Below are 23,283 nucleotides of genomic sequence, written 5' to 3'. Positions count from 1 at the left end.
ATTATTTGCCTAATCTTTCTTAAAACCTCATCCTCTGAATTCTCACAGCATTTAAAATAGCCAGCAACGCCACTCCTACATCGGCAAAAACAGCTTCCCACATGGTTGCAAGACCTCCGGCGCCAAGGATCAGAACCACTGCTTTTACAGCAAACGCTAACATGATATTCTGCCAAACAATCTTTTTCGTTTGTTTTCCGATATTAATTGCCATCGGAATTTTACTGGGTTTATCATCCTGGATGACAACGTCTGCAGTTTCAATGGTAGCATCACTTCCTAAGCCTCCCATCGCAATTCCGACATCACTTAAAGCAACTACAGGAGCGTCGTTTACTCCGTCGCCTACAAAGGCTACGGTCTGATTGGCTGCCTTGATTGCTTTTACTTTATTTACCTTATCTTCAGGTAAAAGATCACCGAAAGCATTGTCTATGCCCAACTGATCTGCCACATATTTTACAACCGTACTTTTATCCCCGCTCAGCATAGTGGCCTGCACTCCCATTTTATGAAGCTTCTCAACCGTTTCTTTTGCATCTTCTTTTATACTGTCTGCAATGGTAATATATCCGGCAAATTTTCTATCGTAAGCTACAGCAATTACTGTATAAACAATATTGGCATGTTTGATATTATAGCTGATATTGAATTTATCCATCAGCTTAAAATTCCCCACTAAAAGTTCTTTCCCGTTTACAGTTGCTTTCAATCCGTGTCCTGCAATTTCTTCTACGTTTTCCAGTGGAATAGAATGGTTGATCTCTCCCACATAATTATGAATGGCGGTGGCAACGGGATGTGTACTTTTACTTTCCAGTGCATTTATCATCTGAAGAACTTCATCTTTATTAAAATCGGAACTGATGCTTACTTCCTGAACTTTGAAGACTCCCTCTGTCATCGTTCCCGTTTTATCCATCACCACATTTTGAATCCGGGCAATACTATCCAGGAAATTGCTTCCTTTAAACAAAATTCCGTTTCGGCTTGCAGCGCCTATTCCACCAAAGTATCCTAAAGGAATAGAAATCACTAAAGCACAAGGACATGAGATCACAAGGAAAATCAAGGCTCTATACAACCAGTCTCTGAACTGATAATCGTCCACAATGAAGTAAGGAAGAAGGCAGATTCCTATGGCAAGAAATACAACAATTGGAGTGTATACTTTAGCAAACTTTCTTATGAAAAGTTCTGTAGGGGCTTTTTGAGCTGTAGCATTCTGAACAAGTTCCAATATTTTACTCAGCTTACTGTCTTCATAAGCGGTGGTTACTTTCACTAAGGCGATACTGTTCATATTGATCATCCCAGCGAGTACCACTTCGCCTTTATTTTTAGTATCAGGTTTACTTTCTCCCGTTAACGCAGCCGTATTGAATGAAGCGGCCTCTGAAAAAAGTTCTCCATCAAGAGCCAGTTTTTCTCCTGGTTTCAACTGAATCATATTTCCAACTTTGGCTTCTTTAGCTTTAATGGTCTTCGGTTGATTCTCTTCAATAACAGTTACTTCATCAGGTCTTTGATCCAATAATGCTTTTATGTTTCCTTTTGCTCTGGTTACAGCCATAGACTGAAATACTTCTCCTACAGCATAAAATAGCATCACAGCTACCCCTTCAGGATATTCTCCAATTGAAAAAGCTCCAATGGTTGCAATACTCATCAGAAAAAATTCTGAAAATACATCTCCTTTGATGATGCTTTTCCACGCATCTTTCAATACAGGAAACCCTACAGGTATATATGCTACAAGGTACCATACTAAGCGCACCCAGCCTATAAACCAAGTTGGTTTAACATAATTATCAAAGGCTATTCCTATTAATAAAATAATAAATGATATAATCGCCGGAAGAAACATCTGCAATACGGTTTGATCACCGGAATCATGCGAATGGTCATGCCCGTCATGATCATGCCCGTCTCCATCTGAATGGTTGTGTTGATGTCCTTTCGTATTCGTTTTTTCGGGGGTTGTACTACAGCATTTTTCCATAACTGATATTTTTATACAAATGTAAAGATGAGACCAATGCAATGCTATTGCAAACTTTCCAGGCAGTTTTCGCAGATTCCTTTGGCAAAGAGCCTTATTTCATCAATCCTGAAATTGGTATGTATGTTTTCGGGAAAAGAAATATCTTCTTTGCAAGTGGTTTGTTTACATATTTTACAATAAAAATGCAGATGCCAGTCTTTATGTGTTTTTTCATCACAGTCATCATCACATAGTTTATATTTCGTGGTGGTATTTTCCTGTATACTGTGAACAATTCCTTTTTCTTCAAAGGTTTTTAAGGTTCGGTAAATGGTAATTCGATCTGCATTATCAAAGTGATTTTCTATCTCAGAAAGGGAGAGTGCCGCTTCCTGAGAACTTAAAAAATCATAAACCAAAATCCTCATGCTTGTAGGTTTGGTATTTTTATCGATGAGTTTGCTTTCTATATCTTTTTTCATGTTCTAAAAATTAAATTTTACAGATGTACTTCTTTCTCCTCATATCCTTCTTCCTCTATCTGAAAAGTCGTATGACTGATTTTAAAATTATTAACCGTAGTTTCTGTCAGAGTTTTCAACAACTGATTCTGAGAAACATCTTTATTCTTCACGATATGCACACTCATTGCATTGACGCTTGAGGTAAGTGACCACACATGAAGATCATGAACATTACTTACCCCCTGTGTCTGTTCCAAAACTTTGCGCAGTTCATGAATATCTATATCGTTAGGAGTTCCTTCCAGCAGAACATTGATCGCTTCTTTCAACAACCTCCATGTTCTTGGAAAGATTAAAAGACCGATTGCAGCGGAAATTAAAGGATCGGCATAATACCATCCGCTTGTTAACATAATCACTCCGGCAATCATCACTCCCACAGAAGTAAGCATGTCTGAAAGAACTTCAAAGTAAGCTCCTTTCATATTCAGGCTTCCTTCCGAGTCTTTCCTCAGGATCATCATTCCTATAATATTTACGACTAATCCTATTCCAGCAACAATAAGCATTGATTTACTCTGTACTTCCGGCGGATTCTGAAACCTCTGATAGGCTTCAAATAAAACATATACTGAAATTCCCAATAGAACGACAGCATTGACTACCGCAGCAAGAATTTCGGTTCGATAGTACCCATATGTTCTGGAAGGATCAGCTTTTTTTTCTCCTATTTTGATGGCGATAAAGGCCAGAAGCAATCCCACCACATCTGTAAGCATATGAGCTGCATCTGCAAGCAAAGCAAGGCTATTGGTAATAATTCCGCCTATCACCTCAGCAATAAGATAGATTCCACTGAGAGCGAGAACAATCAGAAGGCTTTTTTTACGCTGGCTTGCTGCAGAAGGTGCTTGTGTTGGTATATTTTCCATATTTACAGATGGTTTTATTACATTTCGTAGTAGGATGTATTTTGTTTTTTCGATGGAATATTCTGTTCTCCAATCATCTGCCTGATATTGATTTCAATCGTTTGGGCCAAAGAAGTCATTGGCGTGTCTACCGGACTGTTTTCAAAAGGATCCTGCATAATGATAGAAGTTTTTTCTATGGCAATAAATACTATCGGAATCAGGAAAGTGATCATCATCTCAACAACCAGCTGCGAGTCATCAAGCCCAAAAGGAAGCAATATGGCAAACACATAGATCAAAATGTGTACAAGAACACTATATGATCTGGGGAAAACTGTATTTTTCAGTCTTTCACATTTCCCCATGCTGTCACAAAGCCTTGTCAGGATCTCGTTCAGCTGCATTTGTTGAAAATCTGTAATTCCTTTAGAAGCCGATATTTCTTTAAGCTGTTTTGAATGAGCATCCAGAAGTGCATTAGGAATATTTACCGCCTCAATTTTATGTTCATCAAGGTATTGCTGCACTTTCTCTGAAAATGGAAGTCTTCTTAGCGATTCCCCAAGAGCATAGGTCCAGATGATCTGCCGTTCTGCAAACTTCTGAATCCTTATTTCCTCTCCCAAAGGCATGAACTGAGTAACCAACCTTACAAAAGTTCTTGAATCATTCACAACAGCTCCCCAAACGGTTCTCGCCTCCCACCATCTTTCATAGGATTGTGAGGTTCTGAAGGCCAGCAATACGGAAACTGCCGTTCCAAGAAGTGCCGGAATATTCAGAGGAAGACTTATTTTTCTGAACCATGGCAGCATATCTAAAAAGCCGACTGCTACTGCAAATATTCCGATGAATAGAATTTGAGATTTTATTTCACTGATGAAATACCAGACTGATATTTTTTTGTTTAATAGCATAATACGTCATGTATTAAAGGTAAGATGATCTTTACTTCAGCCGGTTTTATACTTCAACAAAGCAAATCCGTAAACAGCTCTAATATAAGGATAAAAATCGACATCTCACTGATTATGATGGGCTTCATTAGTGTTCATGCTCTCCCGAATTCACCAGTTTAGCGTTTACAAAAAATGCTGCTTTTACTACAATCTTTGCTTTATCCGGAATATTTCCCACCGGTGTAATGGCAGTGTATCCCATATCTGTTGTCCCTTTCACCACTTCTATTTTTTCAAAGTTTAAGGTTTTTGGGTGCGGCTTTCCTTTTTCCTCATGTTCTTCTTCTATCTTTTTGCCGGTCTGTATAAAAACATAATATTTGCCGTCTGCTTCTACAATAGCTTCAGTAGGAACAGCGGGTGTAGTACTTTTGTCGAGACTTACAATTCCGGTGATATTCATCCCGTCAATAAGGCCGGATTTGTTACCTATCACTTCACAATGCATGGAGATGGTTTTGCTTTCGTTTTCAAAAGATGATCCTATGCTGTAGATCTTTGCGTCGTATTCTGTTTCAGGGTTGTTGGTAAGTTTAAAGTGAACAATCTGTCCTACTCTCATTTTAGGCAGATCTTTTTCAAAAACCTGAAGATCCAGGTGTATAGATCCATTGTCAATAACCGTTGCTACCGGAGAGGATATATCTACATAGCTTCCGATTTGTGCAGTGATGCTGCTGATTGTCCCACTGATCGGCGATGTAATCACCAGCCCGGATCTCATATTTCCATTATTTACTTTTCCAGGGCTTATTCCCATCATCTGGAGCTGCTTCAGAAGGGATGCTCTTTTGGTTCTTAATGTTTTCAGTTCGGCATCAGCACTTTGAAGATTTTTCTTAGCTCCTGCATCGTTATCAAAAAGCTCTCTCTGTCTTTTATACTCCTGCTCCGCATAGGTAATTCTGCTGTTGGTCGTCAAATAGTCTTCCTGAAGCTGGATATATTCGGGATTGGCAATCGTAGCAATCACCTGTCCTTTTTTTACGATGCTTCCCACCTGAATATTGATGGTTTTGATGATTCCTCCATACAAAGAAGTGATGGTCGCCTTGTTACTGTTGGGAACACTCAGCAGTCCGTTTGCTTTAATGGTAGAAGTCAGTTCTTTCATTTCTACATTTCCAAGGGCTACTCCTACCGATTTCATCTGATCTTCCGTTAATGATGCTATGGTTTGCGGCGCTTCTTCATGGGCATGCTCTTTCTGCTCTGTTTTTTCCGGAGTCTTTTCCTCTGGAGTTTCTTTCTTTCCACAGCTTATAATTAGCAAAGAGATCAGTACGAGCGTTATGATATGATATTGGGATTTCATAGGTAAGTATTTATTTTTTCTAAAGTCACTTGATGATCCTGTTTCCATTGGTGATCGTTTTCTGGTGAACTTTCTTAAAAGCGATTTCATATTATTTATTAATGATTGAATTGATCGTTACTACAGACTGATTGACCTGCTGTATAGATTCCAGATATTTTAACTGAATATTGACAGCTGTCTGTAAAGCAAAAAGATATTCAACATATGAGATTTCTCCTGTTTTATAGCCTAGCTGAGCTGCTTTTACAATTTTTTCAGCATTCGGGAGTGCCTGGTTGGTGTAATAATCATATTGCTGAACGTCCTGCTGATATTGGCTGAATGCATTATCCAATTGTACAGAAAGCTGTTTCTGCTGCATTTTAGCATTGGTTTCGGCTACCTGTTTTTCATACTCAAGAGCCTGGATTCTTGCTTTTGTGGCTCCAAATGTAAGAGGAATAGCCACTCCTACTGTTGCAGATTGAAAGCGTTTACCGGAACCATAATAGTTTTCGATTCCGTTAACGGTATGCATTCCTATCAACGATTGATTGGTATATCCGAGACTGAAATCCGGCAGCCCTGTGGCTTTTTCAACTTTTTTATTTTTTTCCGCGATTTCCATTTCCTGATAAAATGCTCTTACTGATGGGTTGTTTGATACTGAAGAACGATCCAGTATATTTTCAGCTTTCAGAGGCTCGTAATTTTTATTGAATGGAACTTCAAGCTCTTCCGAAGTATTGAGTAAGGTTTTTAAATTCTTATAAGCATTATTGAGAAATACCTCATTCTGTCTCAGTAAAAGATCAATTTCTCCTTTTTGGGTTTCAGCGGTATTGATTTCAATTTTTTTAATATCGCCCGCTTTAAATCTTACCGTTGCAATCCTGATAAATTCTTCATAATATGTATCCAGGCTTTTCAGCTGAGTTTTGTTATACTGAAGATATTCAATTTGATAGTAATAGGTACGGACCTGTTTAATCAGTTCGTTGGCTGTAATTTCTTTATCAATCTGTTTGCTTTTTATGTTTTCACTGATTAGCTCCTTTCTTGCTTTAAATAATGTAGGAAAAGGAATACTCTGTGAAATGGCAAACGACTGGTCAAACTTAGGACTGTTGTATTGTCCTAACTGGGTTTCAACACTTAATTTCGGAAGTTCTTTCGAAGTTGGCCTCAACGCTTCTGCAGATTTAATGCTTAAATCTTTGGACTGTAGGGTCAGATTATTATTCATTGCCATATCTACTGCCTGTTCTACAGAGATTGGTCTGGACTGTGCTTTAAAAGTCTGCCCAAACATCATCAATCCTAAAACAAGGACAATGGTAAATGTTCCTGTCTTATTATTTTTCTTTTTCAGGATCTTGGTATTAAAAATAATATACAGCATCGGTAATACAAACAGAGTCAGGAACGTTGCTGTGATCAATCCTCCGATGACTACTGTAGCCAATGGTTTTTGAACTTCTGCCCCGGCTCCTGTAGAAATTGCCATAGGAAGAAATCCTAACGAAGCAACAGTTGCAGTCATTAAAACAGGTCTTAATCTGGTCTTCGTTCCTTCAAACACTCTTTTCAGAATATTTGTTTCCCCTTCTTTTTCCAGTTGATTGAAAGTTCCTATCAGTACAATTCCATTGAGTACTGCCACTCCGAATAATGCAATAAAACCAATTCCCGCACTGATACTGAAAGGCATATCCCTCAACAAAAGTGCAAATACACCTCCTATAGCACTCATTGGGATAGCCGTAAAGATCAGGGTCGCCTGTTTGAATGATTTAAAGGTAAAATACAGCAGCATAAAAATAAGAAGCAACGATACGGGAACGGCGATCATCAGACGTTTGCTTGCTTCCTGAAGGTTTTCAAACTGCCCTCCGTAAGTAAAATAATATCCGGATGGCAACTTCACTTTATCAAGTTTAGCCTGAATATCTTTCACCACACTTTCTACGTCGCGGCCTTTTACATTGAAACCAATGACAATTCTGCGTTTTCCCTGCTCACGGCTGATCTGTGCCGGGCCTAGTTTATAGCTGATATTGGCCACTTGTGATAATGGAATTTGTGCTCCACTGGCTGAGGTAATCATCAGATTATCAACATCTGAAATATCAGTTCTGTGAAGACTGTCTAAACGAACTACCAAATCAAAACGCCGCTCATTTTCAAAGACCTGACCTGCTGCTTTTCCTGCAAAGGCCGTACTTACAGCATTGTTGACATCTTCAATATTTAATCCGTAATTCGCAATTCTTGTTCTATCATACTGAACATTGATCTGAGGAAGACCGCTTACTCTTTCGATCTGAGGAGCCGTTGCTCCATCAACAGTCTGGATGACTTTTCCCACTTTATCTGCATATACAGCCAATGAGTCTAAATTTTCGCCAAATATTTTCACAGCAACATCCTGTCTAATACCAGTCATCAGCTCATTAAAACGCATCTGAATAGGTTGATTTTTTTCAAAAAAAACTCCGGGAATAGTTTCCAGCTTTTCACTGATCTCGTCGGCCAATTCATCATATGATTTTTTAGTTTTCCATTCTTTCTGTGGTTTTAAAACGATAATCATATCCGTTGCTTCCGGAGGCATTGGATCCGTAGGAACCTCCGCTGAACCTGTTTTACCCACAACCATTTTCACCTCATCAAACTGCTTGATTATTCTTGAAGCCTGCATTGAGGTTTCTATACTCTGGCTTAGCGAACTTCCCTGCGGCAGAATGCAATGGAAAGCAAAATCTCCTTCCTGAAGTTGCGGAATAAATTCACCCCCCATATTCTTAAAAATAAAGGCTGATAGAATGAAAACTGCAGCTGTAACAGAAACTATAACATATTTTATTTGAATTGCTTTCTCCAATAAGGGCTGATAAATCTTTTGCAGACGATTCATCATCTTATCAGAAAAAGTTTCTTTATGAGATACCTTTTTGGATAAAAACAATGCACTCATCATCGGAATATAGGTTAAAGAAAGAATTAATGCTCCCAGAATGGCGAATCCTACCGTTTTTGCCATCGGAGTAAACATTTTTCCTTCTACTCCGGCCAGTGTAAGGATAGGAATATACACGATGAGAATGATAATTTCTCCAAAAGCAGCGCTATTCCTGATCTTGGATGCCGAAAGAAAGACTTCTTCATCCATTTCAGACTGCGTCAGGTTTTTTACTGATTTTCTTATCCCTAAATGATGAAGAGTCGCTTCTACGATAATTACGGCTCCATCTACAATCAATCCGAAGTCAATTGCTCCCAAGCTCATCAGGTTCGCACTCACTCCGAAAACATTCATCATTCCCAGTGCAAATAATAGAGACAGAGGGATTGCTGAGGCTACAATAAGACCGGCTCTTAAATTTCCAAGGAAGATAACAAGCACGAAAATAACGATCAAAGCACCTTCGATAAGATTCTTCTGTACCGTATTGATGGCTCTGTCTACTAAATCTGTTCTATCCAGAAAAGGTTCTATGACTACATCATTGGGAAGCGATTTTTGAATGGTAGGGATTTTCGCTTTGATGTTGTTGACTACTTCGTTGCTGTTTGCGCCTTTCAGCATCATAACGACGCCACCTACTGCATCCACTTTCCCGTCATAGGTAAGAGCTCCGTAACGTACGGCATTTCCTAACCGCACATCTGCTACATCTTTGATGAAAATCGGAACGCTTCCGGTTTCATTTTTAACGGCAATATTTCTTATATCTTCCAGAGAGGTTACCAATCCTATTCCACGAATAAAGTAAGCATTGGGCTTTTTATCAATGTAAGCGCCTCCGGTATTTTGATTGTTTTTTTCGAGGGCGGTAAAAATTTCAGTAATACTGGTTCCCATCGCTTTTAATCGGTTAGGATCAATAGCCACTTCATATTGTTTTAATTCACCACCAAAGCTGTTGATCTCTGCAACACCAGGAGTTCCGTTAAGCTGTCTGCGGACAATCCAGTCCTGCATGGTACGCAGTTCTTTGGCATTATATTTTTTCTCGCTTCCTTTTTTAGGGTGAAGAATATATTGATATACTTCTCCTAAACCTGTACTTACAGGAGCCAACTCAGGAGTTCCCACTCCTTTTGGAATTTCTTCTACTGCATTTTTTAGCTGTTCGCTGATCAGCTGTCTTGCAAAGTAAACATTTACCTCTTCTTTAAAAACTACTGTAATAACAGAAAGCCCAAATCTTGAGATGCTTCTGGTCTCCTGAATATCGGGAACATTGGCAATACTTTGCTCTATAGGAAAAGTTACTAGCTGTTCTACTTCCTGCCCTGCCAATGTAGGACAAACGGTAATGATCTGCACCTGATTATTGGTAATATCGGGTACTGCATCTATCGGCAGCCTGGTAGCACTCCAGGTTCCCCAAATGATCAGCACCAAAGTCATGATACCAATGACCGCTTTATTTTTGATGCTGAATTTTATGATTTTATCTAACACGATTTTATTGAATTTTTATTGAAAAATAGGCACACAGTATATAATACTGCAGCAAAAATATCCTGAAAACCCCTGCAATGGTATTGCAAAGTTTCAAGCACCAATTAGAAAGATAACTTTCTAAAAATCAATAAAAATTAAATTTTAGGAGGTTGCCAGATAGGATCGTAAATCTGGTAAGCAAAATCGTTTTTCTGAAACAGAATTTTCTTTGAAAAATAAGCGGGAATCTGCTCTGGGATTTCTAATAAGGGATCCATTTTGAAAGCAGACACTGTCATCTGACAACAACTGCAGGCACACAGTGGAGAACAGATATCTCCTTTGTCTGTAGAATGCGTTTCGCCAATACTTAATGAAATCTTCTTTTGACCTGAATTGAAAGGATGAGACACGTCTTCACAGGGCATTAATGATAACGCCATGAAATACATTGCCAGTATCCATCTTAACAGGTTCATTGTGACAAAGGTAGAGATTTTTTCTAAAATAGATCATCCTCCTTTATTATTTAGCTGAAATTATGAGTGCTGTTTTTCAATAAAAATAGCATCAAAGCTCTAACAATAGAGATAAAATCCCTATTATTGATATTATAAAAGCCCCTATGAAAATCTATTTTCCTTATATCATTTGTCTTCTGATCGTTTGTATAAGCCTCACTTCCTGCGGTGATAAGAATACAATTGATCCAGATTCCACATTTGTGTATAGCAACCTAACTGATACATACGATTCTCAAACAGATTCTTTTACAAGAAACTATGATTCTCATAAGACTACTGTAAAGCTTCATTTAACAAAAGAGGAAAAAGAGAAAATTCTGGAGACTTTTTCTGAAAATGCGTTTCAAAATCTGCCTGGTACAATTGATTGTTCTACTTGGGGTTATTATCCTAAGATTTATGACAAGCTCAGTCTGAACACTATGAATGTAAAATATATTCATAATGTTGACAAGAGTTGGCTTTGCTACAACGGAAAAAAATTTGATAAGGTCTATAAAATTATTGAAGATATCATTTTCAGCAAAAATGAAATCAAACAATTGGAACCTTCTTCTATTGCTTATGAGTAGGAAACATATCTTCCTTTTCGGCATCTGTTTTGTGATGTTATCCTGTGAACAAAAAGAAGTGCTTACCAAAGATATTTCAATTAAAACATTAACCCGAAATCTTTCTACTGCTGAGGGAACTGATATCTATACAAGCTTTATGATGATTGAGGACGACACTTCCGACACACTCAGGTTTAAACTAACTGATAAGGACTGGGCTATTTTGAACGAAAGTTTTGACAGAAACCAAATCCATCTGATCAACAATAAGACTAAGATAGGGGAAGAAGTGAATTCTGCAACCATGTCACAACATATTAAAATCAGAACCAATAAAAGACTCATTTCTGTAGAGTATGATTATTATTTCGCTCATGAGAAAGCTTTGTTTGATACCATAAAAACCGTCAAGTTTAAAAAATTCATGCGAACCTTTGATTCATTAGTCTATTTCAGATCGAAGGAAACCAGTTCATCAAATTTTAAATAATCAAAATATTTTGTAGGAAGTGATAGAGGGTTTTTATTTTCTACACTAAAAAAGCCACCGCAAAAGCAGTGGCTAAAAAATCAAATCTAACTATGAACCTTATATTTTATAGATTCGGATTATTCTCAGATTCTCTCTGAGGAATACTGAATAAATAGTAATTACTGTTGGGTACAAAGCCCGATTGGTCTGGAAATGAAAACACTGAATGCCCTCTTCCATCAACCGTTTTCGTTACGCCTTCCGGAGTGGTAATCTGAACTTTGATCGGTTTTCCATCTGCATCTACAAAAGGTTTTCTTTCTACGGATCCCTGAGTTCTGATAATATCGGACAGAGAAAATCCTTCTCCGAATAATTCTTTTCTTCTTTCAATCAAAACAGCTTTTACCACATCATTTTGTGCCATTGAACCACTGTAGATATTCGCTTTTCTTGTAGATTTCAATTGATTCAGAACGGCTACGGCCTGAGATACGTTTCCACTTCTGGCTTCTGCTTCTGCTTCAATCAGATACATTTCTGCAGATCTCATGTAAACAATATCTGCAATGAGTGTAGATTTAAATTTGAATTTCGCATACCTCAGCAATCCTTCTCTTCCTTTAAGCCCATCCCATGAGAACAGCTGATATCTTATATCATTGGTATCAAACAAGTCTTTGAAATAAGGATCGGCCATAAAGCTATAATAATAACTTCCTGATGAAGACACATCTAAAAAGTGGAAGGCATAACTTTCGTCCGACTGTTCCTGTGTTTGCTTATGTCCCCAGATCCATTCTACATTATCAATATCATTAAATCCTTCGCTGTATTTTTCCGGAGCCATCAAAGGATACCCTTCTCTTGCAATTTTTGCGGATGCGGATGCTTTAGCCCATTCTCCGGTATTCAGGTATACTCTTGCCAAAAGCCCGTTCACTACGTTTCTGTTGATCTTATCTTTGTTATTTCTTGTGTAGTTTTTCAACAAATTGTCTGCTTCTGTAAGATCACTTTTAATCAAAGTATAAATTTCTTCCAGGCTTGCTTTTTTCTTTCCCGGTGTAGCTGTAGTGGAAGGCTCTGTATAAATAGGAGCCGTTAAAGCCGTTTTATCTTTCAGGTAACTAAACTGATAAAAACTGGCAATATTCAGATAACAGAAAGCACGCAATGCTTTTGCCTGAGCTTTTACCTGGTTTTTCTTTTCCTGGCTTCCTTCGGTACCATCAATTTTTGCAATTACATTGTTCATATTATTAATGGCAGAGTATAGCGTAGACCAGATAAACAAAGGTCTTCCAGCCGTGCTGTTTACCATTTCTGTGAAATCGTAGGTCGATGAGAATCCGTATTTATTTCTAAGTACAGCGACATCGCTACCCATGGCATCACTGGCTCTTAAAACCGTCGAATATCCAATGTTTGCATACGTTGTTCCGTCATTATTGAATTTCGCCCATGTTCCGTTGATAACTGTTTCTGCACTTTCTGCGGTTTTAAAAACCTCTACACTGCTGGCCTGATCAGTAGGAGCGGTATCAAGATCTTTCTCACAGCTTGTAAGCGACCATAATCCGATAAGCGCAAAAGATAAATATTTTAAATTTTTCATTGTTTCAATTTTAAAGATTAAAGCGTTGCCTGAAGTCCAAAAGTAATGGTTCTCATCGCAGGGTATCTGTAATAAGTGGTACCATCCAGCGCCTGTTCAGGATCCATTCCTTTATGTTTATAAAAAGTCAGAAGATTTTCCGCCTGAATATAAATTCTGAATTTTTTGAGTCCTATTTTTTCAAAATAATCAGAAGGCAGTGTATATCCTAAGCTTACATTTTTAAGTCTTGCATAGGTTCCTGAATATAAAAACCTTGAAGAAGTGGAAGTCCAGTTATTAGTGGCTGTACTCAATGCCGGAACATCTGTATTGGTATTATCCGGAGTCCATCTGTTCAGCATTTCGGCACTCCAGGAACGTCCTCCGGCGCTTCCGTTATGCATGATTGAGGTGTAATCCGTATCCAGGATCTTTCCTCCTATTTTAAAGGTTAACAATCCTGAAAAATCAAAGTTTTTGTAGGCAATGCTCGTACTTATTGCTCCTGTTAATTTTGGTAATGCAGAGCCTTGTAAAATTTTAGTTGCTTTAGCATATTCTGAAGTTGTTCCTTCTACGGTATTTCCGTTGGCATCTGTAGAAATTGTTTTCCATAGAGGTTTTCCGTTGCTTGGATCAACCCCTGCCCACTCCTGAATAAAGAAGTCATATACAGAACCCCCTTCTTTTAAAAGTTTGCTTCCTACGACAAGTGGCCCTTTAGGTAATTTCAATACTTTATTATTTAAAGTACTCAGGTTTACATCTACATTCCATTCAAAATCTTCATTTTTGATCGGTGTGGTAAATAATGAGAACTCAAAACCTGTATTCTGTATGGTTCCAACATTGGCAGGATAATCACTGATTCCCAACGAAGGAGCTACAGGAACATTAAACAGAAGGTCCTGGCTTTTTCTTTTAAAATATTCTACGTTACCTTTAATTCTGTTTTTTAGAATAGAGAGCTCCAGACCTACATTAAGGTTAAGATTGGTTTCCCACTTCACATTATCGGTTCCTACTTTTTCTAAAGTGGTTCCGGCTTCACCACCAAGAGGAGAAATTCTGTATAACTCCTGATACGCGTAGTAAAGAGGCTGTCCGTTTGGACGTAATAATTTATCATTTCCTTGCCCTCCGTAGCTTGCACGCAACGTCAACTGGTTAAAGAAATTCAGGTTTTTGATGAATTCTTCATTGGAAATCTTCCATGAACCTCCCACAGACCAGAATCTTCCCCATCTATTATCTGGAGAGAACCTTGATGAACTATCTGCTCTTCCTGAAGCGGAAAGGAAATAGGTATTATTAAAATCATATTCAACCTTTCCAAGGAAACTTAAAAGACTCAACTGATTGCTGTTTCCTCCAAAATTCACCAATAAAGAAGCGGCATCTGGCTCATAATAATAAGGCAGAGAGAAACGGCTTCTGGTCCCGGAAATCGTTTGATAGTCGTATTTATAAAATTCATGACCTGCCAAAACATTCACGTGGTGTTTCCCGAATTTTTTGTCGTAAGTCAGAATATTACTGGTTGTATAAGACAACGTTCTTGTATTCGATCTTGTTACAGTTCCACCGATTTCAGCACTTTCTCCTAAAAGAGGATTGGAGTAATAATGACCGTTATAGTTTACCAAATCAACTGAAAAGCTGCTTTTGAATTTTAATTCCGGTAAGAAAGTAAATTCCATAAATCCTTTTCCGGAAAAGTTATCTTCCTTGTTTTCGTTTTTGTCTAAAGGTAAGGTAGCTGCAGCATTCTGATTTTGAAGAGCACTTGTAGGTCTGTATTTTCCAAAATCATAAATGTTATTTCCATTCGCATCTAATATATAAGATCCATCAGGATTTCTTTCGTAATAAGGATAGAACGAAGGAATAAATCTTGCCGCATTGATGATATTACTCGACTTGGAATCTGAAGATGTAGGCGCATTCTGAATACTGTTGGTATAGCTTAAGTTCACTCCTACGTTCAGCCATTTCTTTACTTCAGAATTAATCTTTAGCCTTGTGTTGTATCTTTTAAATCCTGACTCAATCGCCATCCCTTTATCATCAAGATATCCTAATGAAAAGAAATAATTACTTTTTTCACTTCCTCCACTGATATCCAAATCCACCTGATTTCTTGAAGCAACTCTCTGTAAGATATCTCTCCAGTCGTCATTCCATAGAGCTGTTGCTCCCGGCAATAGTTTTCCGTCTGTTCCAACTGGCCTTGCGTAATTTGGACCGTATGGATTTATTCCAAGGGTGGAAACCAGATTATCGGATGCCATCTGTGCAGCTTGCTGAGAAGAAATCTTATCGGACTTATACCCGTTTCTCAATGCTTCCCAATACAACTGGAAATACTGATCGGTATTCACCTGCTGATAGTCTTTCACTGCCCTACCCGAAAATCCCTGGCTGATGTTAAAGTTTACTTTTGCTTCTCCTCTTTTTCCGGATTTTGTTGTGATAATGATGATTCCGTTCGCTCCTCTTGAACCATACAATGCACTTGCTGTGGCATCTTTCAGTACGCTGATCGATTCAATATCATTAGGACTTATTGCGTTCAGGTTCCCATCAAAAGGAATACCGTCAACAACATATAGCGGATCACTGGAAGCACTTACCGATCCAACCCCTCTAATTCGGATGGTAGAGATTGCCCCCGGCTGTCCTGAAGCACTTGTCGTTTGAATCCCTGGTACCTGTCCTTCCAAAGCTTTGGTAATATTGGTTACCGGTCTATTATTGATTTTATCGCTTGAAATAGTTGCTACTGAACCGGTATAGCTGTTTCTTTTGGCTTTACCATAAGCTACCACTACCACCTCATCAATCTCCTTTTCACGGAGGGTATCTTTTTTCGGTTTGGAAGTCTGCCCGCTTACATTTGCAATTCCTAAGAAAAATGCAGCCACTGACGGAATCCAAACTTTAGAATTAAATAAAGTTTTATTAATCATAATCAATTTTATTTACCAAATATTAAAATTTTGCCCCTTGCAGAAAAGTCAGCAAAGGGCATCGATAAATACGATAAACCAAATGCTTATTTTTCCTTTATAGGCTGAATGTAACACCTTACGCATAGCAGGTTGTCAAGATTTCATAGGGTCAGTTCCCTCCATCTTTCTTTATAAGCCGATCGAAATATGGTTGCAAAGCTATAAACTTTTAGTCCACAAAACAAGTAGACTTATATTTTTTTCATGATAAATTTTCAAAAATTAACATAACATTTTATAAATGTCTTCAAAATAGCACTTTAAACAAATTATCATTTTAATAAATATGACAAATATCATTACCAATAATTCAAAGAATAAAAATGGGCTTAAACACAAGTTTTTAGTTTTTTAATTGAAAAAACTTTTTAATTTTATAGTATGAAAGTTTTAATTGTAAACGGGCCTAATCTGAATCTTTTAGGTACCAGAGAACCGGAAATCTATGGAAATGTTTCTATGGATAGTTATTTGGAATTTTTAAGAACTGAGTTTCCTTCTCATGAATTAAAATATTATCAGTCTAATATTGAAGGAGAATTGATCAACAGACTTCAGGAGGATGATTTTGATGCGGTTGTTATTAATCCAGGAGCTTTCACGCATTATTCTTACGCTATAGCGGATTGCTTAAAAAATATCCGGAAGCCTAAGGTTGAGGTTCATATCAGTAATATTTACAAGAGGGAAGAATTCCGTCAGAAGTCTGTAACGGCAGCTAATACTGATGCAGTTTTATCTGGCTTTGGAATGGATGGGTATAGATTGGCTGTATTAAGCTTGAAATAATTTTTCACCACGGATGTCACAGATGATTGTGGATGATTTATGATTTTGAGTAATTTTTTCTTTAGGTGGGTTATGATATTATTTTAAACAAGTAACAAAAGGAGATTTAATATTCTTTCGGAGACATTCTTACCACGGATGTCGCAGATTTTCGCATATGATTGTGGATAATTAGATGATTAAATGAGAAATGGTAGTTTATGGAGATAAAGGGTGAAGTTTTTTGTACTTCTATTGGAGTTTATTCTCAACAATTGACAAAGAGAAAAGCTTATACTATTGAGGGAATGAATCTTCAAAACATAAGAATTTGCAATGATGAAGGTAAATTAAAATGGTATTCGAAGTATTATTTTGGTTCGGAAATTGAACCGGAAATTACTGATATTCGTATTGATGATCAAATAGAAAATCCTGAATGTGATGCCATAGAAGTAACGATTGAATTTTCCAATCGTGAGAAATATTGGCTTACTTTCACCACTCCCCAATATTTAGATAAAATACTAAATGAAGAACCTTATTTTTCTTCAAGACATTTTATGATCATTAAAAGATTGAGTGAAGAATCGATCAAATCAACGGTTCGAAGGCTGGATGAACAAAATGAACTGATTAAATGTTGCAAAAAATATAAATAACAAAAGAGCCTCATCAGTGATGAGGCTCTTTTTATTATGTACAACTATTAGATCGTTTGTTCTTGTAATTGAGGTCCGGAAGCGATTAATCTTTTTCCTTCTTCAGTATCACAGTACTGTTCGAAGTTTTTGATATATCTTGAAGCAAGATCTTTTGCTTTTTCTTCCCAATCTGAAGCATTTTCGTAAGTATCTCTTGGATCTAAGATTCCCTCAGAAACGTTTGGAAGTGCTGTAGGAATTTCAAGGTTCATGATTGGAACCTGAGTTTTAGCAGCGTTATCAATAGAACCGTCGATAATTGCATCAATGATTGCTCTGGTATCTTTCAGAGAAATTCTCTTTCCTGTACCATTCCATCCTGTATTTACCAAATATGCTTTAGCCCCGTGTTCTTTCATTTTACCGATCAATGTTTTTGAATACATTGTTGGGTGTAATGTAAGGAATGCTTCACCAAATGCAGGAGAGAAAGATGGCTGAGGTTCAGTAATTCCTCTTTCTGTTCCAGCTAATTTTGAAGTATATCCGCAAAGGAAGTGGTATTGTGCCTGATCTTCGTTAAGGATAGAAACTGGAGGAAGTACTCCGAATGCATCCGCAGAAAGATAAACAATCTTCTTAGCATGGCCTGCTTTAGAAGGCAATACAATTTTGTTGATATGGTAGATTGGATAAGAAACTCTAGTATTTTCTGTGATAGATCCGTCTGTATAATCTGCTACTCCATTGTTAACAACAACGTTTTCAAGAAGTGCATCTCTTTTGATAGCTCTGAAAATATCCGGTTCTTTTTCTTCTGATAAGTCAATTACTTTAGCGTAGCATCCTCCTTCATAGTTGAATACCCCGTTGTTGTCCCAACCGTGCTCGTCATCACCGATAAGGTATCTTTTTGGATCTGCAGACAAAGTTGTTTTACCTGTTCCTGAAAGACCAAAGAATAAAGCTACATCTCCTTTTTCTCCAACGTTTGCAGAGCAGTGCATTGAAGCCATCCCTTTTAATGGAAGGTAGTAGTTCATCATAGCAAACATACCTTTCTTCATCTCACCTCCGTACCAAGTACCTCCGATGATCTGTAGTTTTTCAGTAAGGTTGAACATAACGAAGTTTTCAGAATTCAATCCTTGTGCTTCCCAGTTCGGATTAGTTGTCTTAGAACCGTTGATTACAGTGAAATCTGGCTCACCAAAGCTTTCAAGCTCGTAGTGAGAAGGACGGATAAACATATTAGTAACGAAATGCGCCTGCCATGCTACTTCAACGATAAATCTAACTTTAAGTCTTGTATCTGCATTGGTACCGCAGAAAGCATCAACTACATAAATTTTCTTGGCATCAGCAAGTTGGTTCAGCACTAGTTCTTTACAAGACGCAAAAATTTCTGTCGTAGTAGGTAAATTTACCTTACCATCCCAGAAAATAGTATCTCTTGTAACATCATCCTGAACAATATATCTGTCTTTAGGTGAACGACCTGTGAAAATTCCTGTTTTTACTGATACTGCGCCAGATTCCGTAAGCTCAGCTTTTTCAAACCCCTGATTTTCAGGAGAAACTTCAGCCTGGTATAATTCTTCATAAGAAGGGTTATACACTACTTCATAGTTTCCTTTAATCCCTAATTTCTCTAAATCCTGGATGATTTTAGTGTTTTTCATTTTACTTATATTTTCTATTTCTTTATTGCTTTCAACAAAATTAATATTAATTATTTGTTAAAGACGGTTTAAATATACTGATATAAGTCAGAATGACAAATAAAAAAAGTTTATCGTAAAATATTGATTATAAATCAATTATATTTTCCCATTCAAAAATAGTTGTAAAACCTTTCTCCCAAAAATAGTCTTTATAGCCCCCAAATTTGGCACTCATCACAAAATCTCCGCCCCATGCGCCTAAACTTTTGACAAATGTGGGACAGTCTGCAAACAACTTCTCTTTAACTGTCGGAATTTCAAGAAAATTAGAGATTTTTTGCTCATGAATCATCATTAGTTGAGAAAAATTTTCCAATTCTCTGCATAACAAAATTTTTCTTGTGATATTCGAAAATTCTTCGACCAATTCCGGAGACTTGTTTTTTGACTTGTAAAAATTGATTCCCTCACGGCTATCTTGTTTCTGATTTAAGTGAATAAAAATCAGTTCATTTTTAAAGGAAGGGTTAAAATCTACTTTTTCATATTTGATCTCTGGTTTGCTTTGAAAAAGTACTGCTGATTTTTCTTTTGCAACCGCGATGTCGTATCCGCTTCCGCCCAAACTGATCGTATTCAGATAAAAAGGATCAATTTCTGCCCATTCGGCAAGATTGTTCATCAAGGTAGAACTGCTTCCCAGCCCGAAGTCTGCAGGAAACTGAAGGTTTGTTTTTAAATGGTAAGTCGTATTACTTTTGAATTTAGTATCAGAAAGCAGCTGAACATTTTTTAACGTTTTAGTAATAAATTCAGCGCTTGATGGAATATTGGTTTCCAGAATCTGCCAATTCTTATAATCGATGACAGCGGTTAACCATAGTTTGTTTTGATGATAGGCTTCCCAATGGACAAGAGCATTTTCATCATATTTTTCTTCAAAAAAAAACTCTTGTCCCAGCTTGGTTGGTACCGCTAAGACAAGAGCTCCATCGATTGCGAAATATTCTGAAGTAAGCATAAGCTTTCCCGGTGAAAAAATCGCGCTCATATATTGTAAATTTTAGATTGCAGAAGCAACTTCTACAGATCCATCAATCTTTTTGATCAATCCCTGAAGAGTTTTCCCTGGGCCTACTTCAATGAAATTAGAAGCTCCATCTTTAATCATATTCTGTACAGACTGAGTCCATTTTACAGGACCGGTAAGCTGAGCAATAAGATTTTGTTTGATTTCATCAGGGTTTGTTACTGCCGTAGTAGTAATATTCTGATAAACAGGAATTGTTGCTTTTCTGAATTTTGTTTTCTCAATTGCTGCTGCCAATCTTTCTTGAGCTGGTTGCATTAATGGTGAATGGAATGCTCCGTTCACAGGTAGCAATAGAGCTCTTTTTGCTCCTGCTTCTTTAAGTTTTGCACAAGCCTCTTCTACTGCGGGCGTTTCTCCTGAGATCACAAGCTGACCTGGACAGTTATAGTTTGCAGGAACTACAATTCCACTGATTTGTGCGCAGATTTCTTCTACTTTAGCATCTTCCAATCCTAAAATAGCGGCCATTGAACTTGGGTTTGCGTCACAAGCATCCTGCATAGCCTTCGCTCTTTCGGATACCAATTTCAAACCGTCATCAAAAGATAAAACGCCATTAGCTACCAATGCTGAGAACTCTCCTAAAGAGTGTCCTGCAACCATTTCAGCCCCTAAACCGTTTACTGCTTTTAATGCTGCTACTGAATGTATAAATATTGAAGGCTGGGTAACCTCTGTTTTTTTAAGATCCGCATCTGTTCCGTTAAACATAATGGAAAGAATATCGAAACCTAAAATTTCATTGGCAGATTCCATCAGATCTTTAATATCTTTTCTAGAATCATACAATTCTTTTCCCATTCCTACGAACTGAGAACCCTGCCCTGGAAATACAAGTGCTTTCATGTATTGAATTAAATATTATGCAAATATAACTATAATGTTAAGAATATTCCTGTAAAGAGATATAAATCATTTACGGAACTAATCTAATTACTCTATAGCCTGTATTTACATAAGCCCCATTGGCTTTTGATTTTACGAACTCAAACTTGGTTGCAAGCTGAGTTTGTACTTTATTCATTTGCTTGAAGATCTCTCCTTTTTTATTTTCTCTGGTTAACATATCATTAACGACATCAAATCCAACGATTGCATATTTTGGAGGAGTTTTGCAGTATTTAGCTTTGTAAGCTGCAAGGATCTCTTTTTCAAAATTCCCTTCTGTATTGATCTTTCTATCCATCAGATAAACCAGACTTGCCTGGCTCAGCTCATCTACTTTCTTTTCGAAAGCAGGTGAATAGAACATACTGAAAGCTTTTACTCCCTGTACATCTTTAGAAAGCGCTGCTATTTTATTAGCAAAAGCTTCCCCCGCGCTGTTATCATCATTTGCTAAAATGGCGATAACCGGAGCAGACTGACCTGTCATCATATTCTGATCCAGCTGAATATCTGCCGGAGAATTAACAATCACAACATCTGCATTTTTCACTGCTTTTTCAAGACCTGATCTGATGTAGTTCGCATTTTCCTTTTTGGCATCTGCCACTACGTATATTTTCTGGTTGGAATAAATTCCTTTTACTTCTTCTACAATCTTATCAGCATAGGTCTGATTGTTCGTTTCAACGATGATAAGGTTGTTGTAGTTATATAATTCCGGAGTATTGGCAAAAGGTGCTACTACCGGGATTTTTTGATTTTTAGTGAAATCTAAAACGTCGATAACGTTAGATTTAAAGAATGGACCGATAATCAAATCTGTATTGTCAGGATTGATTTGCGTTAATGAACTTTTGAAAGAAGCTTCATTTCCTGAATCTACAATTTTGATATCCAGTTTCTGACCACCTCTTGCATTTCTTTCGATCGCCAGTTTAGCTCCCGTCAGGAAATCTAGTGCCATTGCTCTGTATTGTGTTTCATTGGTACTGTAACCAAAAGGAAGCATCATTACTACGCTTAGAGCATCCCCATTTTTCTTCACATAAGCCGGGTCCTGTTTTTTAATCTTTAAAACCATTCCGGTTTTTAAACCACGGGATAGATCCGGGTTAAGAGCGATCAGCTCATCAATAGAAACTCCGAATTTATTAACGATTGAGAAAACCGTGTCTCCCTGCTGAACAGTATATGTTACGTAATCATCTCCCACCACAACATTTGAAGCAGAAGATTTTTCGTTACCGGAATCCATTTTTTCCTTTGGATTCGCTACCGGTTCAGAAGAGACCGTTGTATCGGTATTTGATTTTTTTATTTTGATAGACTCACCAGGTTTTAGTCCTTTTTCTTCCAATCCAGGGTTTAAAGCGAAAAGTTCCTGTTGAGTAATTCCAAACTGTTTTGTAATTCTATAATAATTATCTTTAGCCTGAATCACATAGTTACTTCCTTCTGCAACTGCTATAGGAGTTGTTGTTACTGGCTTTTCTGTATGAACTTCTGCTGGTTTTTCTGCAACCACAGCGTGCTGCTCACCACCGTACTTTTTGATGCTTGCAAGAGGTAAAGTAATTTCATCTCCGATCTTCATATGAGAATCCAGTTCAGGATTCAGTTTTCTAAGATCTGTTTCAGAAATTCTGTATTGTTTTGTGATTCCGTAGATTGTTTGCTTAGGCTGTAACACAATTTTGCCTAGTGAAGCACTTGAAGCTGCTTTTTCAACAGGAACAGTTTTTGTAACTACGGGAACAGGAGTGGCTGCTTTATCTGACTTAACAGTTAAAACGTCTCCAATAGCCAGCTTGCCATCTTTGTGTTTTGGATTTAGCTTCAGCAATTCATCTACAGTTATGCCATACTTTTTTGCAATGTTGTAAGGATTATCACCTTGCACAACCGTATGTGATTTCTGGGCCGAAACTCCCAAAACCATACATAAACTTGATAGAATAAAAAACCTCTTTATCATATTCGATAATTATAATTTA

At 37.5% G+C, this 23,283-nt stretch carries 17 protein-coding genes and 1 riboswitch; of the genes, 4 read left to right on the top strand and 13 right to left on the bottom strand.

Translation table 11 applies throughout. The features are described from left to right. Nucleotides 1-19 precede the first annotated feature (19 nt). The 7 genes from ACL9RH_RS16795 to ACL9RH_RS16765 form a co-directional block, all read right to left on the bottom strand. Nucleotides 20-2,002, bottom strand: a complete 1,983-nt coding sequence (locus ACL9RH_RS16795; RefSeq protein WP_422694516.1) for a heavy metal translocating P-type ATPase — start codon at nt 2,000-2,002, stop codon at nt 20-22. Between the two features lie 44 nt (nt 2,003-2,046). Further along, nucleotides 2,047-2,466 carry a Fur family transcriptional regulator gene (locus ACL9RH_RS16790; protein ID WP_422694515.1) on the bottom strand — a complete coding sequence of 140 codons (420 nt, stop codon included), beginning with the start codon at nt 2,464-2,466 and terminating at the stop codon, nt 2,047-2,049. 17 nt (nt 2,467-2,483) lie between these two features. Continuing rightward, complete coding sequence (locus tag ACL9RH_RS16785) at nt 2,484-3,380, bottom strand: cation diffusion facilitator family transporter (RefSeq protein WP_422694514.1); 897 nt, start codon at nt 3,378-3,380, stop codon at nt 2,484-2,486. Between the two features lie 17 nt (nt 3,381-3,397). Then, a complete protein-coding gene (locus ACL9RH_RS16780; protein ID WP_422694513.1) occupies nt 3,398-4,279 on the bottom strand; it encodes a bestrophin family protein in 882 nt (293 codons plus the stop codon). Nucleotides 4,280-4,406: 127 nt separating this feature from the next. Next, a complete protein-coding gene (locus tag ACL9RH_RS16775) occupies nt 4,407-5,636 on the bottom strand; it encodes an efflux RND transporter periplasmic adaptor subunit (protein WP_422694644.1) in 1,230 nt (409 codons plus the stop codon). A gap of 91 nt (nt 5,637-5,727) precedes the next feature. Further along, the gene (locus ACL9RH_RS16770) at nt 5,728-10,089 is read right to left on the bottom strand and encodes a CusA/CzcA family heavy metal efflux RND transporter (RefSeq protein ID WP_422694512.1); all 4,362 of its coding nucleotides are present in this window, start codon (nt 10,087-10,089) and stop codon (nt 5,728-5,730) included. A 137-nt stretch (nt 10,090-10,226) separates the two neighbouring features. Next, complete coding sequence (locus ACL9RH_RS16765; protein ID WP_422694511.1) at nt 10,227-10,550, bottom strand: DUF6660 family protein; 324 nt, start codon at nt 10,548-10,550, stop codon at nt 10,227-10,229. A gap of 146 nt (nt 10,551-10,696) precedes the next feature. Between ACL9RH_RS16765 and ACL9RH_RS16760 the strand changes: the two genes are divergently transcribed. Further along, nucleotides 10,697-11,167, top strand: a complete 471-nt coding sequence (locus tag ACL9RH_RS16760) for a hypothetical protein (protein WP_422694510.1) — start codon at nt 10,697-10,699, stop codon at nt 11,165-11,167. Next, a complete protein-coding gene (locus ACL9RH_RS16755) occupies nt 11,124-11,639 on the top strand; it encodes a hypothetical protein (protein ID WP_422694509.1) in 516 nt (171 codons plus the stop codon). Before ACL9RH_RS16760 ends, ACL9RH_RS16755 begins: the two co-directional genes overlap by 44 nt. A 106-nt stretch (nt 11,640-11,745) precedes the next feature. Here ACL9RH_RS16755 and ACL9RH_RS16750 read toward each other — a convergent pair whose 3' ends face one another. Continuing rightward, nucleotides 11,746-13,239 (bottom strand): RagB/SusD family nutrient uptake outer membrane protein, encoded by a 1,494-nt coding sequence (locus ACL9RH_RS16750; RefSeq protein ID WP_422694508.1) that lies wholly within the window; start codon nt 13,237-13,239, stop codon nt 11,746-11,748. A gap of 17 nt (nt 13,240-13,256) precedes the next feature. Then, nucleotides 13,257-16,190 carry a SusC/RagA family TonB-linked outer membrane protein gene (locus ACL9RH_RS16745; RefSeq protein ID WP_422694507.1) on the bottom strand — a complete coding sequence of 978 codons (2,934 nt, stop codon included), beginning with the start codon at nt 16,188-16,190 and terminating at the stop codon, nt 13,257-13,259. Nucleotides 16,191-16,273: 83 nt separating this feature from the next. Beyond that, a riboswitch (SAM riboswitch) is annotated at nt 16,274-16,370 on the bottom strand. Between the two features lie 243 nt (nt 16,371-16,613). On the opposite strand from ACL9RH_RS16745, the gene ACL9RH_RS16740 reads away from it, so the two are divergent. Beyond that, nucleotides 16,614-17,021, top strand: coding sequence for a type II 3-dehydroquinate dehydratase (locus ACL9RH_RS16740; protein WP_422694506.1), 408 nt, complete (start codon nt 16,614-16,616; stop codon nt 17,019-17,021). Between the two features lie 200 nt (nt 17,022-17,221). Then, nucleotides 17,222-17,662: a hypothetical protein gene (locus ACL9RH_RS16735; protein WP_422694505.1), complete on the top strand. Its 441-nt coding sequence runs from the start codon at nt 17,222-17,224 to the stop codon at nt 17,660-17,662. A 47-nt stretch (nt 17,663-17,709) separates the two neighbouring features. On the opposite strand, the gene pckA is transcribed toward ACL9RH_RS16735, so the two are convergent. The 4 genes from pckA to ACL9RH_RS16715 form a co-directional block, all read right to left on the bottom strand. Continuing rightward, nucleotides 17,710-19,326: a phosphoenolpyruvate carboxykinase (ATP) gene (gene pckA / locus ACL9RH_RS16730; protein ID WP_422694504.1), complete on the bottom strand. Its 1,617-nt coding sequence runs from the start codon at nt 19,324-19,326 to the stop codon at nt 17,710-17,712. Between the two features lie 127 nt (nt 19,327-19,453). Beyond that, nucleotides 19,454-20,359, bottom strand: coding sequence for a GYDIA family GHMP kinase (locus ACL9RH_RS16725; protein WP_422694503.1), 906 nt, complete (start codon nt 20,357-20,359; stop codon nt 19,454-19,456). Between the two features lie 12 nt (nt 20,360-20,371). Continuing rightward, complete coding sequence (gene fabD, locus ACL9RH_RS16720) at nt 20,372-21,247, bottom strand: ACP S-malonyltransferase (RefSeq protein ID WP_422694502.1); 876 nt, start codon at nt 21,245-21,247, stop codon at nt 20,372-20,374. Between the two features lie 70 nt (nt 21,248-21,317). Beyond that, on the bottom strand, nt 21,318-23,264 hold the full coding sequence (locus tag ACL9RH_RS16715; RefSeq protein ID WP_422694501.1) for a LysM peptidoglycan-binding domain-containing protein: 1,947 nt from the start codon (nt 23,262-23,264) through the stop codon (nt 21,318-21,320). Nucleotides 23,265-23,283: the final 19 nt, after the last annotated feature.

The organism is Chryseobacterium sp. Mn2064 (assembly GCF_049319685.1).
In the GTDB taxonomy this organism is placed as follows: Bacteria; Bacteroidota; Bacteroidia; order Flavobacteriales; family Weeksellaceae; genus Chryseobacterium.
The sequence above is the reverse complement of the archived record's forward strand: the minus strand, read 5'-3'. Positions and strand labels throughout refer to the sequence as shown.

What these genes read in the sequence shown, in the direction of transcription:
- ACL9RH_RS16715 (WP_422694501.1), bottom strand. Translation starts at nt 23,264, where the DNA reads ATGATAAAGAGGTTTTTTATTCTATCAAGTTTATGTATGGTTTTGGGA.
- ACL9RH_RS16745 (WP_422694507.1), bottom strand. Translation starts at nt 16,190, where the DNA reads ATGATTAATAAAACTTTATTTAATTCTAAAGTTTGGATTCCGTCAGTG.
- ACL9RH_RS16790 (WP_422694515.1), bottom strand. Translation starts at nt 2,466, where the DNA reads ATGAAAAAAGATATAGAAAGCAAACTCATCGATAAAAATACCAAACCT.
- ACL9RH_RS16725 (WP_422694503.1), bottom strand. Translation starts at nt 20,359, where the DNA reads ATGAGCGCGATTTTTTCACCGGGAAAGCTTATGCTTACTTCAGAATAT.
- ACL9RH_RS16780 (WP_422694513.1), bottom strand. Translation starts at nt 4,279, where the DNA reads ATGCTATTAAACAAAAAAATATCAGTCTGGTATTTCATCAGTGAAATA.
- pckA (WP_422694504.1), bottom strand. Translation starts at nt 19,326, where the DNA reads ATGAAAAACACTAAAATCATCCAGGATTTAGAGAAATTAGGGATTAAA.
- ACL9RH_RS16750 (WP_422694508.1), bottom strand. Translation starts at nt 13,239, where the DNA reads ATGAAAAATTTAAAATATTTATCTTTTGCGCTTATCGGATTATGGTCG.
- ACL9RH_RS16735 (WP_422694505.1), top strand. Translation starts at nt 17,222, where the DNA reads ATGGAGATAAAGGGTGAAGTTTTTTGTACTTCTATTGGAGTTTATTCT.
- ACL9RH_RS16740 (WP_422694506.1), top strand. Translation starts at nt 16,614, where the DNA reads ATGAAAGTTTTAATTGTAAACGGGCCTAATCTGAATCTTTTAGGTACC.
- ACL9RH_RS16785 (WP_422694514.1), bottom strand. Translation starts at nt 3,380, where the DNA reads ATGGAAAATATACCAACACAAGCACCTTCTGCAGCAAGCCAGCGTAAA.
- ACL9RH_RS16765 (WP_422694511.1), bottom strand. Translation starts at nt 10,550, where the DNA reads ATGAACCTGTTAAGATGGATACTGGCAATGTATTTCATGGCGTTATCA.
- ACL9RH_RS16755 (WP_422694509.1), top strand. Translation starts at nt 11,124, where the DNA reads ATGAAATCAAACAATTGGAACCTTCTTCTATTGCTTATGAGTAGGAAA.
- fabD (WP_422694502.1), bottom strand. Translation starts at nt 21,247, where the DNA reads ATGAAAGCACTTGTATTTCCAGGGCAGGGTTCTCAGTTCGTAGGAATG.
- ACL9RH_RS16775 (WP_422694644.1), bottom strand. Translation starts at nt 5,636, where the DNA reads ATGAAATCCCAATATCATATCATAACGCTCGTACTGATCTCTTTGCTA.
- ACL9RH_RS16760 (WP_422694510.1), top strand. Translation starts at nt 10,697, where the DNA reads ATGAAAATCTATTTTCCTTATATCATTTGTCTTCTGATCGTTTGTATA.
- ACL9RH_RS16795 (WP_422694516.1), bottom strand. Translation starts at nt 2,002, where the DNA reads ATGGAAAAATGCTGTAGTACAACCCCCGAAAAAACGAATACGAAAGGA.